Origin of the sequence: Pseudomonas sp. TWP3-2 (genome assembly GCF_049897765.1) — a bacterium.
Lineage (GTDB): Bacteria > Pseudomonadota > Gammaproteobacteria > Pseudomonadales > Pseudomonadaceae > Aquipseudomonas.
In genome coordinates, this window is sequence record NZ_JAFCWW010000001.1 from 689,256 (window position 1) to 704,802 (window position 15,547).

Sequence of the window (15,547 nt, forward strand, 5' to 3'; positions counted from 1 at the left end):
GTCGAATCGTCGCACCGCAGCTCCCACAGGGTCGAGGTGTGTTGGGGAGATTTACTTCGGCATCTCAGCCTTCATCCCTTCCACGTAATAGTTCATCGACGCTAGCTCCGCATTGGTCGCACTCACGCCCGCGGGGATTTTCTCGACCCCGGCCTGATCCTTGATCGGCCCGGTGAACGGTTGCAACGCACCGCTCTTGATATCGGCAATCATCTGCTCGGCCTCGGCTTTGACCGGCGCCGGCACCAGATCGCTGATCGGCAGTTCAACCGTACCTTCCTTCAGCCCGCCCCAGTAATCCTGGGATTTCCAGCTGTGGTCGATCACGCTTTGCGTGGCCTGAATGTAGTGCGGCGCCCAGTCGTTGACGATCGAAGTCAGCACCGCTTTCGGCCCGAAGTGCGCCATGTCCGAGGCGTAACCCACCGCGTATACGCCACGTCGTTCGGCCGCCTGAATCGGCGCCGGGCTGTCGGTGTGCTGGAACACCACGTCCACGCCTTGATCGATCAGCGCGTTGGCGGCGTCGGCTTCCTTGCCCGGATCGAACCACGAGTTGACCCACACCACTTTGATCTCGGTGCCGGGGTTGTATTTGTTCAGGGCCAGTTGAATGGCGTTGATGTCGCGGATCACTTCCGGGATCGGGAACGAGGCGACGTAGCCGATCTTCCTGGTCTTGGTCATCTTCGCCGCGAGGAAACCGCCGACGTAACGGCCCTCGTATGTGCGTGCGAGGTAGGTGCCGAGGTTCTTGTCCTGCTTGTAACCGGTGGCGTGCTCGAAGGTGACTTTGGGAAATTGTTTGGCGACTTTCAGGGTCGGGTTCATGTAGCCGAAGGACGTGGTGAAGATCAGGTCGTACTTGTCCTTGGCCATGTTGCGGATCACCCGCTCGGCATCCGCGCCTTCGGCGACGTTCTCCACATAGTTGGTGGTGATCTGCGCGCCGAATTTCTCCGCCAGCGCCTTGCGCCCCTGTTCATGCTGATACGTCCAGCCGTGGTCACCAATGGGGCCGATGTAGACGAAGCCGACTTTCAGCGGGTCGGCGGCAGCGGCGCTCAGACTTATCCCCAGGCCAATGGCGGCGCACAGCAGTTTGTGCAGCGGGCGTATTTGCATGACTTCGAACTCCCTTTTTTTGTGTGTGATCAGGGGCAATGCAAATTGCTGACCAACAGGACAACAAAGCCAAAGCTCGCAGCCTTCGGCAGCTCCTACAGGGGGACGCCGATCAAATGTAGGAGCTGCCGAAGGCTGCGAGCTTTTCAATGTCAGAACCAATCCAGTGCAACTGAAGGAACTCAAGCCATCGACTGGTGCGCTAATGTGTAACGAAACGTTAGCGCCGCGCCGCAGTCAGTAGCTCATTCGTCTTCTCGGCAAAAAAGGCCCGCCATGTTCTCGATTCTCAAGCAAGAAAGCTTTCTGCTGCTGGCCCTGCTCGCCGCCGCCGTTGCCTACCCACTGGAACACTGGCTGCTGCACAGCGGCCAGATCGTCGCGTTGACCGGTGGTTTGGTGTTGATCGCCTTCATCGTCGCCGCCTCGATGCGCGTCGCCCACCACGCCGAACTGCTCGCGGAAAAAGTCGGCGATCCCTACGGCACGATGATCCTGACCCTCGCCGCCGTGCTGGTGGAAGTGGTAATCCTGGCGATTATGATGAGCAACGAAGCCTCGCCGACACTGGTGCGCGACACGATCTATTCAGCGGTGATGCTCGACATCAACGGCATCCTCGGCCTGGCCGCGCTGATGGGCGGGATCAAGCACGGCGAACAGTCGTACAACGATGACTCGGCGCGCAGCTACAGCGTGATGATCCTCACCGCCATGGGCGTGTCGATGGTAGTGCCGGAGTTCATTCCCGAGGCCAACTGGAAGATTTATTCCGCGTTCACCATTGGTGCAATGGTGGTGCTTTACGCGTTGTTTCTGCGCATGCAGGTCGGGCCGCACAGTTACTTTTTCAGCTACAGCTATCCGGACAAACGCCGCAAAAAAGAGCCGCAGGGCGTTGAGCAAAAAACACCGGGCATCGGCCTGTCGATCGGCATTCTGGTGTTTGGCATTGTGGTGATTGGCGCATTGGCCGAGGTGATGTCCAAGACTCTCGATCTGGGTCTGGAGGGAACGGGTGCGCCGCCGGTGATCACGGCGATTCTGGTGGCGGCGATCTCGGCAGCACCGGAGATTCTCACGGCATTGCGCGCAGCCTTGGCCAATCGTATGCAGTCGGTGGTCAACATCGCCATGGGCGCGTCATTGTCGACGGTGATCCTGACGGTGCCGGTGATGGAAGCGATGGCGTTGTACACCGGCCAGCCGTTTCAAATGGCAATGACCCCGGTGCAGACGGTGATGATCTTCCTGACGTTGATCGTCAGTGCGATCAACCTGAATGATGGCGAGACCAATGCCATCGAAGGCATGACGCACTTTGTGTTGTTTGCGACGTTTATCATGCTGTCGCTTTTAGGTTTGTAAAAGCATCGCGGGCAAGCCCGCTCCCACAGGGGTCTGTGTTAACCACAAATTTTGTAATCGACGCGGACACTGTGGGAGCGGGCTTGCCCGCGATGGCGTCAGATCAGTCGCCTGCGATCAACTGTCGAGCAGCCTGGCTGTGATCAGCAATCAACCCTTTCAGATCCAGCCCTTCAACCTGCCCATCAACCACGCGCCACTTGCCGCCAATCATCACTCGATCCGCACGATCGGCGCCGCACAGCAGCAGTGCCGAAATCGGATCATGGCTACCAGAGAAGCGCAACTCATCCAGCTTGAACAACGCCAGATCCGCCTGCTTGCCCACCGCCAATTCACCGATATCGGTACGCCCCAGCAGGCTCGCCGAACCCTTGGTCGCCCAACCAAGCACACGTTCCGGCGTGATTTTTTCGGCACCGTAACGCAGACGCTGGATGTACAGCGCCTGGCGCGCTTCGAGGATCATGTTCGACGCATCGTTCGACGCCGAGCCGTCCACACCCAACCCGAACAACGCACCGGCGTCGGTCAGATCAATGCTCGGGCAGATGCCGGAAGCGAGGCGCATGTTCGAACTCGGGCAATGGCAGATGCCGGTGCCGGCCGCGCCGAGGCGGGCGATTTCGTCGGGGTTGAAGTGGATGCCGTGGGCCAGCCAGGTGCGCGGGCCGAGCCAGCCAACGCTGTCCAGATAATCCACGGTGCGCAGGCCGAAGCGCTGCAGGCAGAAGTCTTCTTCGTCGAGGGTTTCCGCCAAGTGCGTGTGCAGACGCACGTCGAGCTTGTTCGCCAGTTCGGCGCTGGCCGACATGATTTCCGGAGTCACCGAGAACGGCGAGCACGGTGCCAGAGCGATCTGGATTTGCGCGCCGTCACCGCGCTCGTGGTACTCGTGAATCAGCCGCTGGCTGTCATCGAGAATCACCGAACCTTCCTGCACGGTTTGCTGCGGTGGCAGGCCGCCGTCCTTCTCGCCGAGGCTCATCGAGCCACGGGTGAGCATGGCGCGCATGCCCAGTTCACGCACGGTTTCGACTTGCACGTCGATGGCGTTTTCCAGACCGTCCGGGAACAGGTAATGGTGATCGGCCGCGGTGGTGCAGCCGGACAGCAGCAATTCGGCCAGAGCCACTTTGGTGGCGAGGGCGAGTTTTTCCGGGGTCAGGCGTGCCCAAACCGGGTACAGGGTTTTCAGCCACGGGAACAACGGCTGATTGACCACCGGCGCCCAGGCGCGGGTCAGGGTTTGATAGAAGTGGTGATGGGTGTTGATCAGGCCGGGCAGGATCACATGCTCGCGGGCATCGAACACTGTATTGCACGGCGCGGACGGTTGTTGACCGAGGCCGAGCACTTCGACGATCACACCGTCTTGCACAACCAGACCGCCACGGGCATCAAGCGCGTTGGCCGTGAAAATGGCGAGGGGATTTTTTAACCAGGTACGGGTCGCAGGCATTGTGGCCGGCTCCTCTGAAAGTTGGGTTCAGGGTTGCCAGCTCAGTGTTGCCCTGTCTGCTGATCCAGGGTCGCCGCGAAGGACGAGGCGCGCAGTTTCAAACAAATCGCCATCGCGGGCAAGCCCAACCCGACCGGTGTTACCAGGGAATGCTTTCGCCTTTGTAATTGACGAAGTGATGCCCGCCCTTACCGACAAATGCATTCACCTGATCGACCAGACCGCGCGTGCTGGTCTCGACGTCGATGTCTGCACCTTCACCGCCCATATCAGTCTTCACCCAACCCGGATGCAGCGACAGTACGGTGAGCTTTTGCTCGCCCAATTGCGTGACGAAACTGTTGGTCATCGAATTCAGTGCAGCCTTGCTCGCCTTGTACAGCGCCAGTTCCGGCGCGTCGGGCATGGTCACGCTGCCAAGTACCGAACTCATGAAGGCCAGCACGCCGCTGCCTTCACGAATCTGCCCGGCGAAGCGCTGCGCCAGATTGATCGGCGCCACCGCGTTGGTGAAAAACAACTGGCCGACTTCTGCCAGTGTTGCACCGCCCGGCGTCTGTACGTCCGGGCCTTTGACTCCGGCGTTGACGAACAGCAGATCAAACGTGACACCTTTGAGCTGTTGCGCCAGAGCGATCACCGCTTGCTGATCGTCCATGTCGAGTTTCTCGATGCGCACTTCGCCCAGCGCTCGCAGCGCCCCGGCGTGCGCAGGGTTGCGCACCGTGGCGGTGACTTGCCAGCCGTCGGCGAGCAAGGTTTTCACCAGACCCAGGCCAAGGCCCCGCGAGGCGCCGATGATCAATGCATGCTTTGGAGACATGAGGGGATTCCTTGAAAGTGAACGATCATGGATTCAATGGACAGCGTTGCCCGAGCCGTTGTTGCAACTCATGACGCAGCTCGCCGAGTTCTGTCATGCGGGCTTCGATCAGTTTGAGCTTGTCTTGCAGCAGTTGCGTGACGGCGCTGTCCGGGTTCGGTGACTGCCACAGCTCGCCGACGCTGCTGCCGATCTCGCCGAGGGTAAAGCCCAGGCGCTGTGCAGTCTTGATGTAGAGCACCAGTTGCACCATCTCCGGCGGGTAGTCGCGATAACCGTTGGCCGAGCGCTGCGCCGCGATCAGTCCGCGCTGTTCATAGAAGCGCAAAGTGTCGCGGCTGACCGCGCTGGCCTGAGCTAACTCACCGATGCGCATGCTGGACATCTCGAAAGTGTTTGACCTTGGAGCATACTCCAGGCTTTAGCGTGGGTGCTCCTTGAATTTCTGGAGCATGGACGATGTGGACTTCAACGCAATATCGCAATCTGGTGCGCGGCAGTGCCTGGTATGACTTGATCGTGACAGCGGCGTTTGTCACGCCTTGGAGTTTTGCTGCGTTGCATGGGGTATTGACTGCTTTCAGTCAGGCGCTGGACTTACCGGGTGAATTGCCAGCGTTCGAGCCGCTGCACATGTTGATGGCCAATTTGTTGGGGTCGGTGGTTTGTGTGTGGGCGGTGCTGCGGATTCGTGATCCGCAGCAGGTTTTTGGGCGGTATGACGCGGTGGCGCGGTTTCTGTTCGCAGCATGGCAAGCGTATGCCCTGGCCCATGGCGCTAGTTCATTGCTGGCGGTTTTTCTAATCTTTGAGCTGGCGTGGGGCATTGCCCAAGTGTTGCCTGTCCGGGCCCCATCGCTGGCAAGCCAGCTCCCACAGGTCCAGCGGTGATCACAAGTTTTGTGTACGACTCGGACCCTGTGGGAGCTGGCTTGCCAGCGATGAGGCCATCAAATCCACTAATTAATGCCCAGACTGCCACGGCTGCCCCAACGACACCGGCGCATACAACCGCGTACGCAACGCATCGCGCGACAACAGCACCAGCACCAGAATAGTCGCGACATATGGCAGCATCGCCAGCAGACTCGACGGAATCGCCAGCCCCAACCCCTGCGCCACCAGGTGCAGGATGCTGGCGAGGCCAAACAGATAAGCGCCGAGCAACAAGCGCCCCACGCGCCAACTGGCAAACACCACCAGCGCCAAGGCAATCCAGCCACGCCCGGCAGTCATGTTCTCGGCCCACATCGGCGTGTAGGCCAGCGACAGATACGCCCCGGCTAACCCGGCCATCGCCCCGCCAAACAACACCGCCAAGGTGCGCACCAGCAGCACCGGCAAACCCATGGCACTCGCCGCATCCGGATTTTCGCCGACCGCTTGAATGATCAGCCCGACACGGCTTTTCACCACTACCCACGCCACCAATGCAAACAGCGCGAACGACAGATACACCAGCAGATCCTGAGCAAACAGCATCCGCCCGATCAGCGGGATTTCGCTCAACAAAGGAATCGCAATCGGCTCGAACCCTGCCAGCGGTTTACCGACCCACGCCGCGCCGACAAAAGTCGACAGCCCGACGCCAAAAATTGTCAGCGCCAGCCCGGTGGCGACTTGATTGGCATTGAAAACCAGCGCGACCAAGGCAAACAGCGACGACAAGAGCATCCCGGCCAACATCGCCAACAACACGCCGAGCCACAGATTGCCGCTGCTGAACGCGACGATAAAACCGATCACCGCGCCAAACAGCATCATTCCTTCCTGACCGAGGTTGAGCACGCCGCTCTTTTCGCAGATCAATTCACCCAGCGCCACCAGTAACAGCGGCGTGCCGCAACGCACCATGGCGTAGAAAATATTACTCAACAGGTCGATATCCATCACAGCGCTCCGGCGGTTACGGCAGGGGTAGCAGGGCGGCGAGCCCAACGCAGGTTCAGGCGCGGGCGATAGACAATCAGCACGTCACACGCGAGCAGGAAAAACAGCATCATTCCCTGAAACAACTGGGTGATCGCTTGCGGCAGATTGAGGGTCATCTGCGCGCTCTCGCCGCCGATGTACAACAGCGCCATCAACAGACTGGAAAACAGAATGCCGATCGGATTAAGCCTGCCGAGAAACGCCACGGTGATCGCCGCGTAGCCATAGCCCGGCGAAACCTGCGGCACCAACTGACCTATCGGCCCGGTGACTTCGCAGACCCCGGCCAATCCCGCCAAACCACCGCTGATCAACAGCGCCAGCCAGATCAGACGCTTCTCGCGAAAGCCGACAAACCCCGCTGCGCGTTTATCCAGCCCGAGTACTTTGATCTGGAAACCGACAAAGCTTTTCTGCAACAACACCCACACCGCGACCAGCGCGAGCAGGGCGAAATACACCCCGGCGTGCACCCGGCCATCCTCCATCAGCAGCGGCAAGCGACTGGCGTCGCCGAACATCGCCGACTCGGGAAAGTTGAACCCGGCCGGATCCTTCAATGGCCCATGCACGCAGAACAGCAACAGGTTCAGCGCGATGTAATTGAGCATGATGCTGGTGAGGATTTCATTGGCGTTGAAGCGCGTGCGAAGCCATGCGGTCAGCCCGGCCCACGCGGCACCGGCGAAGGTGCCGGTGAGCAGGATCAACACCAGTGCCCAACGGCTTTGCATGTCGATGATGTTCACCGCCAGCGCACTTCCGGCCAAAGCGCCAAGGAGTAACTGGCCTTCGGCGCCGATGTTCCAGATGCGCGCCTGATAGGCCACGGCCAGCCCCAGCGCACAAAGCAGAATCGGCAACGCCTTGACCAACAATTCTGACACCCCATACAGATCGCTGACTGGAGCGATCAACAAGGTGTTCAAGGTTTGCAGTGGATCGTGACCGAGGGCGATAAACAGCAGCGAGCCGCAACCGAGGGTCAGCAGCGCCGCGAGCAGGGGCGAGCACCAGAGCATCAGGCGCGATTGGCGGCCACGGGGTTCGAGGGAAAGCAGCATGGAAAACTCCGTTAAATCGCCGCGTGGGATTGAGGACTGGCGAACTGACCGGCCATCCAGCCGCCAACATCGCTGAGTTGCGTATCTGTCGTGGCTTGCAATGCCGACAAACGCCCGCCGCACAGCGCGCCGAGGCGGTCGCTGATCTGGAACAGTTCGTCGAGGTCTTCGGAGATCACCAAAATCGCCGCGCCAGCATCGCGCAGGGCGATCAGTGCGCGGTGAATGGTCGCCGCCGCTCCAACATCCACGCCCCAGGTGGGATGCGCGGCGATCAGCAATTTCGGTTGCTGGAGGATTTCCCGGCCAAGGATGAATTTCTGCAAGTTGCCACCGGACAGACTGCGCGCAGCGGTTTGTGTGTCCGGAGTTTTCACGCCGAAGCGCTGGATGATCTGTTCGGCGAGCGCTTCGACTTTGCCGCGCTGGATCAGGCCGTGGCTGACCAGGCCGTGTTGAAAAGCCGTGAGCAGGGCGTTGTCTGCCAGGCTCAACTCAGGCACTGCGCCGTGGCCGAGGCGCTCGGCGGGGACGAACGCCAGACCGAGTTTGCGCCGCGCATCCGGGCGTAAATTGCCCACTGCCTGGCCATGGAAACTGATGGTCGACGCAGCCTCGCGTTGCAGGGTTTGCTCGCCGCTGAGCAGGGCGAGCAGTTCGTCCTGACCATTGCCGGCAACACCCGCGATGCCGACGATTTCGCCGCTGCGCACCTGCAAGTCGATTTCGCTGAGCGAGCAGCCGAACGGGTCCGGGTTGTGCCAGCTCAATCCGCGGACCTGCAAAAACGGCGCGCCACCGTCGACCTTCGGAAAGTCACCAATCATCGCCGCCGCTTCACCAACCATCATTTGCGCCAGCTCACGATCCGAGCAATCAGATGGCACGCAATGCCCTGCGACCCGCCCGCCGCGCAGCACCGTGGCGCTGTGACACAAAGCGCGAACCTCGCCGAGCTTGTGGCTGATAAACAGGATGCTGCAACCCTCGGCCGCGAGTCGGCGCAGGGTGATGAACAATTCGTCGGCCTCTTGTGGCGTCAGCACCGAGGTCGGTTCGTCGAGGATCAGCAGACGAATGTCCTGCATCAGGCAGCGAATGATTTCTACCCGTTGCCGCTCGCCGATCGACAGGCTGTGGACAAGTCGTTCCGGCTCCAGCGCCATGCCGTAGCGTTGCGAGACTTCGCGAATCTTTGGGTCAAGCTGTTTCGGTGTACCGGCGGCCGCGCCCATCGCCAGTGCGATGTTTTGCGCCACGCTCAAGGTTTCGAACAGCGAGAAATGCTGGAACACCATACCGATTCCCAACTGCCGCGCCTGGGCCGGATTGCGCATATTCACCCGTTGACCCTGCCAAAGCATTTCGCCGGCATCGGCTTGAGTTACGCCGTAGATGATCTTCATCAGTGTGCTTTTGCCCGCGCCGTTTTCGCCGAGCAGGGCGTGGATTTCACCGGGTGCGATGCTCAGGTCGATGGCGTCGTTGGCCAGGCAACCGGGGTAGCGTTTGCTGATATGGCGCAGTTGAAGACGCGGGGTCGGGTCGGGATTTGTAAAGGGGATCGGCATGACAGGCTCGGCTGCTTGGAGTTATGCCTGTGGATAAAGCAATTTCCTGGCCATTGAGTCAGGAACGCTTGCAGACACTGATCGCCTGCACTTGATGCAGAGCTCTCGCGGTTAATTGCGCACGACACCGAGCACCACTTGAGGGCGAAGCCGTTGATCAGGCTCCAGTTTTGCCCGCGTGCAACTGATCAAAAAACGAGCAATTGCGCCGGAGCTATACACAACCTGCGACTGCGCCAGTCATGAACGGGTTATCCACAGGTTGCTCCACAGTATTTGTGCGCAACATGAACCACCGGGTATAAGCGCTATGGTGCTTTCTTCTAATGGTGCTAAAGCAGGTTAACTTATTGTTTTTACGCAAAAAATACACGTGAGTGGGGCGATTGCACAAAAAATGAGCAAATCGCTCAAAGCCGCATGACAGAAGGGTTACAGCGGTATGTGCTCAGGTTATCCACAGCCGGGTGCACAACAGATGTGGGCAACTCATTGGCGTAAAAATACACAGGGTTGCCCCAAAACGTCGCAGGTGGTTTATCGCTGCAGCAAAATCCGTCCACGGCTCAAATCGGCCAATTGGCTCTGTAGCAATTCGATCTGCGCTTCACCGACCGCCAACTGCAATTCGACGCCGTTGGCCGTGAATTTTTCCTCCACCACCAACCCACCCAAATCCGCGACCCGCAACTTGACCAACGGCAGCTCGGCGAACCCACACGCGCAACTCAACGGCACCCGACTGATCAACTCGACCTTTGCCGCCGCTTGCAGGCACTTGTTGGCGCCGCCGCCGTAAGCGCGGGCCAGTCCGCCAGTGCCCAGTTGAATGCCGCCGTACCAGCGAATCACCAGCACCGCGACCTGATCGCACTCCTGCGCTTCGATGGCTGCAAGAATCGGCCGGCCCGCTGTGCCACCGGGTTCGCCGTCGTCGCTGCTGCGGTATTGCGCACCGAGTTTCCACGCCCAGCAATTGTGCGTGGCGTTCAGATCGCTGTGCTGATCGAAAAACGCCTGCGCATCGGCAGGGCTGCCGATCGGCGCGGCGAAAGTGATGAAGCGGCTTTTGCGAATCTCTTCGCGGTATTCGCAAAAGTCGCTGAGGGTGAATGGCATAACGCGTCTTATATAGAAGGAGTGAGGCCGCAGCCTTTGAGGATGATGCGGATCAGGTTGTCGCCAGCGTCTTGCATGTCCTGCTTGGTCAACTTGCTGCGACCGCTGACGCGGCAGATCTGCGTGGCGAAGTCAGCGTAATGCTGAGTGCTGCCCCACAGCAGAAAGATCAGGTGCACCGGGTCGACCGGGTCCATTTTGCCTGCATCGATCCACGCTTGAAAAACACCGGCGCGGCCCTGAAACCAGGCGCGGTAGTCTTGATTGAAATATTCGCTCAGGCATTCGCCGCCGCTGATCACTTCCATCGCGAAAATGCGCGAGGCTTGCGGCTGACGCCGGGAGAATTCCATCTTGGCGCGGATGTAGCGGCTCAGCGCTTCAGCTGGATCGTCCTCGGCGGTGAGGGTGTTGAAGGTGCTGTCCCACAACTCGATGATGTTGCTCAGCACCGCCACGTATAAACCGAGTTTGTTGGTGAAGTAGTAATGCAGGTTCGCCTTGGGCAACCCGGCCTTCACGGCGATGGTGTTCATGCTGGTGCCTTTGTACCCGTGACGAGCGAACTCGTCTTCGGCGGCTTTGATGATTGTCTCTTCGTTCTTCTGACGAATGCGGCTGGCGGGTTTGCCGCCGTGGGCTGGGACTTCAAAGGTCATAGGCACTTCCGGGTTTGTCTGTGGGTGCAACCAGATGCGTTGATAGCGCACCCACCGTTTTACGACAAGTCCCGATACGATAAATCGTTACGCCTGTTCGATCTTGTTCAGCGAGTCGCGGCCAGACTCTCTAGAAAACTTTCCAGCACCAGATGTGGGCGTCGGCCCTTGCGTGTGACCGATGCGAGGCTCAGATCATAAAACCGCGTAGTTGCCTTGAGTGCACGCAAGCGTCCCTGCTGCACCCATAGGCTGGCGTAGTGATCCGGCAGATAGCCGATATAGCGCCCGGTCAGGATCAGAAACGCCATACCCTCGCGGTCGGACGCACTGGCCGTGCAATTGAGTGCTTGATAGTGCGCCTGAATATCCGCCGGCAACCGGAAAGTCGGGGCAATCGCGTCCTGACTGTTCAGGCGCTCGTCATCCAGTTGTTTGTCATCGACATAAAACAGCGGATGGCCGACCGCGCAATACAGCAGTGAGCGCTCGCTATACAACGGCTGATATTCCAGGCCCGAAAGCGCACTGGCCTGCGGCACTACGCCGACATGCAGGCGACCGTCGAGCACGCCTTGCTCGACTTCATTCGGCGCGATCATGCGGATCTGGATCTGCACATCCGGCCCGCGCTCCTTCAACTGGGCGAGGGCGTGGGTGATGCGCATGTGCGGCAGGGTGACCAGGTTATCGGTGAGGCCGATGATCAACTCGCCGCGCAAATGCTGGTGCAGACCGTTGACCTCGGTGCGAAAACTTTCCAGCGCACTCAATAGTTGCAGCGCCGATTGATAAACCTCGCGACCTTCCTCGGTCAGGGAAAAACCGGCGCGCCCGCGTTGGCACAGGCGCAGACCGAGACGCTGTTCCAGATCGCTCATTTGCTGGCTGATCGCCGAACGGCCGATGCCGAGCACGGTTTCCGCCGCCGAGAAGCCGCCGCTTTCCACCACGCTGCGAAAGATCCGCAGCAAGCGGATATCAAAGTCGCTGACCTGGGCCAGTGGATCGGGGCGGCGGGTGCTCATGATTTATCGGCTCAAAGTTTAGTGAAGATCGAACTGAAGGTTAGAAGAGTTGGATTTCACCGACTTTATCGGCGTGGCAACTTAGCTGCAACAACGACTTTTATCTCCCTGCCGCTTTCTGCCCTTCGAGGTTTTGTAAATGAACATGCCCGAGAACGCTCCGTCTTCACTGGCCAGCCAATTGAAACTGGACGCGCACTGGATGCCGTACACCGCGAACCGCAACTTCCAGCGCGATCCGCGACTGATTGTGGGTGCCGAGGGCAGTTGGTTGATCGACGACAAGGGCCGCCGGGTGTATGACTCGCTGTCCGGTCTGTGGACTTGCGGCGCCGGGCACACGCGCAAGGAAATTCAGGAAGCGGTCTCTAAGCAACTGGGCACGCTGGATTACTCGCCGGGCTTCCAGTACGGCCATCCGCTGTCATTCCAGTTGGCTGAGAAAATCACCGACCTGACGCCGGGCAATCTGAATCACGTGTTCTTCACCGACTCCGGCTCCGAGTGCGCCGACACCGCGGTGAAAATGGTCCGCGCCTACTGGCGTCTGAAAGGCCAGGCGACCAAAACCAAAATGATCGGTCGTGCCCGTGGTTATCACGGCGTGAACATCGCCGGCACCAGCCTCGGCGGCGTCAACGGCAACCGCAAGCTGTTCGGTCAGTCGATGATGGATGTCGATCACCTGCCGCACACCTTGCTGGCGAGCAATGCGTTCTCCCGTGGCATGCCGGAGCAGGGCGGTATCGCTTTGGCTGATGAACTGCTGAAACTGATTGAGCTGCACGATGCATCGAATATCGCAGCAGTCTTCGTCGAACCGATGGCCGGTTCAGCGGGCGTGCTGGTTCCGCCACAGGGTTACCTCAAGCGTCTGCGCGAGATCTGTGATCAGCACAACATCCTGCTGGTGTTCGACGAAGTGATCACCGGTTTTGGCCGTACCGGCTCGATGTTCGGCGCCGACAGTTTTGGCGTGACACCGGACCTGATGTGCATCGCCAAGCAAGTCACCAACGGCGCGATTCCGATGGGCGCGGTGATTGCCAGCTCCGAGATCTATCAGACGTTCATGAATCAGCCGACGCCTGAATACGCAGTGGAATTTCCCCACGGCTACACCTATTCCGCGCACCCGGTGGCGTGCGCCGCTGGCCTGGCTGCACTCGACCTGCTGCAAAAAGAAAACCTGGTGCAGAGCGTGGCCGAAGTCGCGCCGCATTTCGAAAATGCGCTGCACGGTCTGAAAGGATCGAAGAACGTTATCGACATTCGTAACTACGGCCTGGCCGGTGCGATCCAGATTGCCGGCCGTGATGGCGACGCGATCGTGCGTCCATTCGAAGCCGGTATGGCGCTGTGGAAGGCCGGGTTCTACGTGCGTTTCGGCGGTGACACCCTGCAGTTCGGCCCAACTTTCAACAGCAAGCCGCAAGACCTGGATCGTCTGTTCGACGCGGTCGGCGAAGTGCTGAACAAGATCGACTGATTTTCCTTCTATATATACCTACAAAAACGGGCACTCCCTGACGGGTGCCCGTGGACAAGAATTCAGGAGTTTTCGATGAGCGTTATCCCGCATTTGATCAATGGCGAACTGGTGACCGAGAACGGTCGCTCGGTTGATGTGTTCAACCCGTCTACCGGTCAAGCGATCCACAAGTTGCCGCTGGCCAGTCGCGAAACCATCCAAAGCGCCATCGATGCCGCCAAGGCTGCGTTCCCGGCGTGGCGCAACACACCGCCGGCCAAACGTGCCCAGGTGATGTTCCGTTTCAAGCAATTGCTGGAGCAGAACGAAGCGCGCATCGCGCAATTGATCAGCGAAGAACACGGCAAGACGCTGGAAGATGCTGCAGGTGAGCTGAAGCGCGGCATCGAGAACGTCGAGTTCGCTTGCGCCGCCCCGGAAATCCTCAAGGGCGAGTACAGCCGCAACGTCGGCCCGAACATCGATGCCTGGTCGGACTTCCAGCCGTTGGGCGTGGTTGCCGGTATCACCCCGTTCAATTTCCCGGCGATGGTGCCGTTGTGGATGTATCCACTGGCAATCGTCTGCGGTAACTGCTTCATCCTCAAGCCGTCCGAGCGAGATCCAAGTTCGACGCTGCTGATCGCACAGCTGCTGATCGAGGCTGGTCTGCCCAAAGGCGTGATGAGCGTGGTGCACGGCGACAAGACTGCAGTGGACGCGCTGATCGAAGCGCCGGAAGTCAAAGCGCTGAGCTTCGTTGGCTCGACGCCGATTGCCGAGTACATCTACGCCGAAGGCACCAAGCGCGGCAAACGCGTGCAGGCACTGGGCGGCGCGAAGAACCATGCGGTGCTGATGCCGGATGCGGATCTGGATAATGCGGTCAGCGCTTTGATGGGCGCGGCTTACGGTTCCTGCGGTGAGCGTTGCATGGCGATCTCGGTGGCTGTGTGTGTTGGCGATCAGGTGGCTGACGCGCTGGTGGCGAAGCTGGTGCCGCAGATCAAGGCGCTGAAAATCGGTGCGGGCACTTCCTGTGGTCTGGACATGGGGCCGCTGGTTACCGGCCAGGCGCGGGACAAGGTCAGCGGTTATGTCGAAGACGGCGTGACGGCGGGCGCGACCCTGGTGGTCGACGGTCGTGGCTTGAGTGTGCCGGGGCATGAAGAAGGCTTCTTCCTCGGTGGCTGCCTTTTCGACAACGTCACCCCTGAGATGCGCATCTATAAAGAAGAGATCTTCGGGCCAGTGCTGTGCATCGTTCGGGTGAATAGCCTGGAAGAGGCGATGCAACTGATCAACGATCACGAATACGGTAATGGCACCTGCATCTTTACCCGTGATGGTGAGGCGGCGCGGTTGTTCTGTGACGAGATCGAAGTCGGCATGGTCGGCGTTAACGTACCGTTGCCAGTGCCAGTGGCTTATCACAGCTTTGGTGGCTGGAAGCGCTCGCTGTTCGGCGATCTGCACGCTTATGGCCCGGATGGCGTGCGCTTCTACACCCGTCGCAAGGCGATCACCCAGCGCTGGCCGCAGCGCGCGAGCCATGAGGCTTCGCAGTTCGCATTTCCTTCTCTATAAGTAGAGGAGGGCAGAAGGCCGACCTTATGGTCGGCCTTCGTGTTTTCGGGGGTTTTTGACCTTTGTGACAGAAATATGAAAATAGCGGTTGACGGCAGATTCTGGAAGTCTATAATTCGCCCCACTTCCGGCGCAGTCGAAACGGAAAACTCCTTGAGATTCAATGAGTTGCGTAGGTTTCGGCAGTGCAGGGCTTCAGTTCATCGAAGTCTGGAAGTAGCTGAAAAAGAGGTGTTGACAGCAGCGTGTAACGCTGTAGAATTCGCCTCCCGCTGACGAGAGATCGGAAGCGCAAGTGGTTGAAGTTGTTGAAGAATTCTTCGAAAACTTCTGAAAAT

The 15,547-nt window shown here is 59.5% G+C and carries 14 protein-coding genes; 4 read left to right on the plus strand and 10 right to left on the minus strand.

Annotated features, from left to right (window positions below):
* Positions 1–51: 51 nt before the first annotated feature.
* Positions 52–1,125 carry a BMP family ABC transporter substrate-binding protein gene (locus ACP7EE_RS03055; RefSeq protein WP_426233382.1) on the minus strand — a complete coding sequence of 358 codons (1,074 nt, stop codon included), beginning with the start codon at positions 1,123–1,125 and terminating at the stop codon, positions 52–54.
* Positions 1,126–1,401: 276 nt separating this feature from the next.
* Here ACP7EE_RS03055 and ACP7EE_RS03060 point away from each other — a divergent pair, with 276 nt between their 5' ends.
* The gene (locus ACP7EE_RS03060) at positions 1,402–2,493 is read left to right on the plus strand and encodes a calcium:proton antiporter (RefSeq protein ID WP_426233384.1); all 1,092 of its coding nucleotides are present in this window, start codon (positions 1,402–1,404) and stop codon (positions 2,491–2,493) included.
* A 103-nt stretch (positions 2,494–2,596) separates the two neighbouring features.
* Here the strand turns inward: ACP7EE_RS03060 and ACP7EE_RS03065 are convergent, their stop codons facing one another.
* The 3 genes from ACP7EE_RS03065 to ACP7EE_RS03075 form a co-directional block, all read right to left on the minus strand.
* Positions 2,597–3,955 (minus strand): 8-oxoguanine deaminase, encoded by a 1,359-nt coding sequence (locus ACP7EE_RS03065; RefSeq protein WP_426233386.1) that lies wholly within the window; start codon positions 3,953–3,955, stop codon positions 2,597–2,599.
* A 139-nt stretch (positions 3,956–4,094) separates the two neighbouring features.
* Positions 4,095–4,778 (minus strand): SDR family oxidoreductase, encoded by a 684-nt coding sequence (locus ACP7EE_RS03070; protein WP_426233388.1) that lies wholly within the window; start codon positions 4,776–4,778, stop codon positions 4,095–4,097.
* Between the two features lie 25 nt (positions 4,779–4,803).
* On the minus strand, positions 4,804–5,154 hold the full coding sequence (locus ACP7EE_RS03075) for a MerR family transcriptional regulator (protein ID WP_426206119.1): 351 nt from the start codon (positions 5,152–5,154) through the stop codon (positions 4,804–4,806).
* An 83-nt stretch (positions 5,155–5,237) separates the two neighbouring features.
* Here ACP7EE_RS03075 and ACP7EE_RS03080 point away from each other — a divergent pair, with 83 nt between their 5' ends.
* A complete protein-coding gene (locus tag ACP7EE_RS03080; RefSeq protein ID WP_426233390.1) occupies positions 5,238–5,669 on the plus strand; it encodes a hypothetical protein in 432 nt (143 codons plus the stop codon).
* A 72-nt stretch (positions 5,670–5,741) separates the two neighbouring features.
* Here the strand turns inward: ACP7EE_RS03080 and ACP7EE_RS03085 are convergent, their stop codons facing one another.
* The 6 genes from ACP7EE_RS03085 to ACP7EE_RS03110 form a co-directional block, all read right to left on the minus strand.
* Positions 5,742–6,668, minus strand: coding sequence for an ABC transporter permease (locus ACP7EE_RS03085; RefSeq protein WP_426233392.1), 927 nt, complete (start codon positions 6,666–6,668; stop codon positions 5,742–5,744).
* Positions 6,668–7,774: an ABC transporter permease gene (locus ACP7EE_RS03090; protein WP_426233394.1), complete on the minus strand. Its 1,107-nt coding sequence runs from the start codon at positions 7,772–7,774 to the stop codon at positions 6,668–6,670. The genes ACP7EE_RS03085 and ACP7EE_RS03090 overlap by 1 nt, the downstream gene beginning before the upstream one ends.
* 11 nt (positions 7,775–7,785) lie before the next feature.
* The gene (locus tag ACP7EE_RS03095; protein ID WP_426233396.1) at positions 7,786–9,345 is read right to left on the minus strand and encodes an ABC transporter ATP-binding protein; all 1,560 of its coding nucleotides are present in this window, start codon (positions 9,343–9,345) and stop codon (positions 7,786–7,788) included.
* Between the two features lie 537 nt (positions 9,346–9,882).
* The gene (locus tag ACP7EE_RS03100; protein ID WP_426233398.1) at positions 9,883–10,464 is read right to left on the minus strand and encodes an IMPACT family protein; all 582 of its coding nucleotides are present in this window, start codon (positions 10,462–10,464) and stop codon (positions 9,883–9,885) included.
* Between the two features lie 8 nt (positions 10,465–10,472).
* Positions 10,473–11,123: a TetR/AcrR family transcriptional regulator gene (locus ACP7EE_RS03105; protein WP_426233400.1), complete on the minus strand. Its 651-nt coding sequence runs from the start codon at positions 11,121–11,123 to the stop codon at positions 10,473–10,475.
* A gap of 107 nt (positions 11,124–11,230) precedes the next feature.
* Positions 11,231–12,151, minus strand: a complete 921-nt coding sequence (locus ACP7EE_RS03110) for a LysR family transcriptional regulator (RefSeq protein WP_426233402.1) — start codon at positions 12,149–12,151, stop codon at positions 11,231–11,233.
* A 139-nt stretch (positions 12,152–12,290) separates the two neighbouring features.
* Between ACP7EE_RS03110 and ACP7EE_RS03115 the strand changes: the two genes are divergently transcribed.
* The gene (locus tag ACP7EE_RS03115; protein WP_426233404.1) at positions 12,291–13,640 is read left to right on the plus strand and encodes an aspartate aminotransferase family protein; all 1,350 of its coding nucleotides are present in this window, start codon (positions 12,291–12,293) and stop codon (positions 13,638–13,640) included.
* 75 nt (positions 13,641–13,715) lie between these two features.
* On the plus strand, positions 13,716–15,209 hold the full coding sequence (locus tag ACP7EE_RS03120) for a CoA-acylating methylmalonate-semialdehyde dehydrogenase (RefSeq protein WP_426206020.1): 1,494 nt from the start codon (positions 13,716–13,718) through the stop codon (positions 15,207–15,209).
* Positions 15,210–15,547 lie beyond the last annotated feature (338 nt).

What these genes read in the sequence shown, in the direction of transcription:
- ACP7EE_RS03060 (WP_426233384.1), top strand. Translation starts at nt 1,402, where the DNA reads ATGTTCTCGATTCTCAAGCAAGAAAGCTTTCTGCTGCTGGCCCTGCTC.
- ACP7EE_RS03065 (WP_426233386.1), bottom strand. Translation starts at nt 3,955, where the DNA reads ATGCCTGCGACCCGTACCTGGTTAAAAAATCCCCTCGCCATTTTCACG.
- ACP7EE_RS03120 (WP_426206020.1), top strand. Translation starts at nt 13,716, where the DNA reads ATGAGCGTTATCCCGCATTTGATCAATGGCGAACTGGTGACCGAGAAC.
- ACP7EE_RS03085 (WP_426233392.1), bottom strand. Translation starts at nt 6,668, where the DNA reads ATGGATATCGACCTGTTGAGTAATATTTTCTACGCCATGGTGCGTTGC.
- ACP7EE_RS03110 (WP_426233402.1), bottom strand. Translation starts at nt 12,151, where the DNA reads ATGAGCACCCGCCGCCCCGATCCACTGGCCCAGGTCAGCGACTTTGAT.
- ACP7EE_RS03105 (WP_426233400.1), bottom strand. Translation starts at nt 11,123, where the DNA reads ATGACCTTTGAAGTCCCAGCCCACGGCGGCAAACCCGCCAGCCGCATT.
- ACP7EE_RS03075 (WP_426206119.1), bottom strand. Translation starts at nt 5,154, where the DNA reads ATGCGCATCGGTGAGTTAGCTCAGGCCAGCGCGGTCAGCCGCGACACT.
- ACP7EE_RS03055 (WP_426233382.1), bottom strand. Translation starts at nt 1,125, where the DNA reads ATGCAAATACGCCCGCTGCACAAACTGCTGTGCGCCGCCATTGGCCTG.
- ACP7EE_RS03100 (WP_426233398.1), bottom strand. Translation starts at nt 10,464, where the DNA reads ATGCCATTCACCCTCAGCGACTTTTGCGAATACCGCGAAGAGATTCGC.
- ACP7EE_RS03080 (WP_426233390.1), top strand. Translation starts at nt 5,238, where the DNA reads ATGTGGACTTCAACGCAATATCGCAATCTGGTGCGCGGCAGTGCCTGG.
- ACP7EE_RS03115 (WP_426233404.1), top strand. Translation starts at nt 12,291, where the DNA reads ATGAACATGCCCGAGAACGCTCCGTCTTCACTGGCCAGCCAATTGAAA.
- ACP7EE_RS03070 (WP_426233388.1), bottom strand. Translation starts at nt 4,778, where the DNA reads ATGTCTCCAAAGCATGCATTGATCATCGGCGCCTCGCGGGGCCTTGGC.
- ACP7EE_RS03090 (WP_426233394.1), bottom strand. Translation starts at nt 7,774, where the DNA reads ATGCTGCTTTCCCTCGAACCCCGTGGCCGCCAATCGCGCCTGATGCTC.
- ACP7EE_RS03095 (WP_426233396.1), bottom strand. Translation starts at nt 9,345, where the DNA reads ATGCCGATCCCCTTTACAAATCCCGACCCGACCCCGCGTCTTCAACTG.